Consider the following 299-nt stretch of genomic DNA (forward strand, 5'->3'; position numbering starts at 1 on the left):
TGGAAAAAGAAAATTCAATAAGAAATCGAAAAGGACAGCTGTTTAGTAGGACAGCTGTCCTTTTCGGTTTCAAATGAATATATAATGTCTTAAATAAGACATGGTGCGGTTAAAAATCGTAATGTTCCCATGTGTATTGTAACAGAGAAGTAACACTATTATTTTTCATGTAAAATAATATTTATTCAATAAGGAGAAAGTTTCTAGTAAAACTCATACAAATACAGATAGAAATCTATTTTTTACATTCAATTTTATATTACAAACTATTAATAATTTATTACGAATGGTTTGTAATT

The organism is Bacillus sp. JJ1127 (assembly GCF_036965845.1).
GTDB lineage: Bacteria > Bacillota > Bacilli > Bacillales > Bacillaceae_G > Bacillus_A.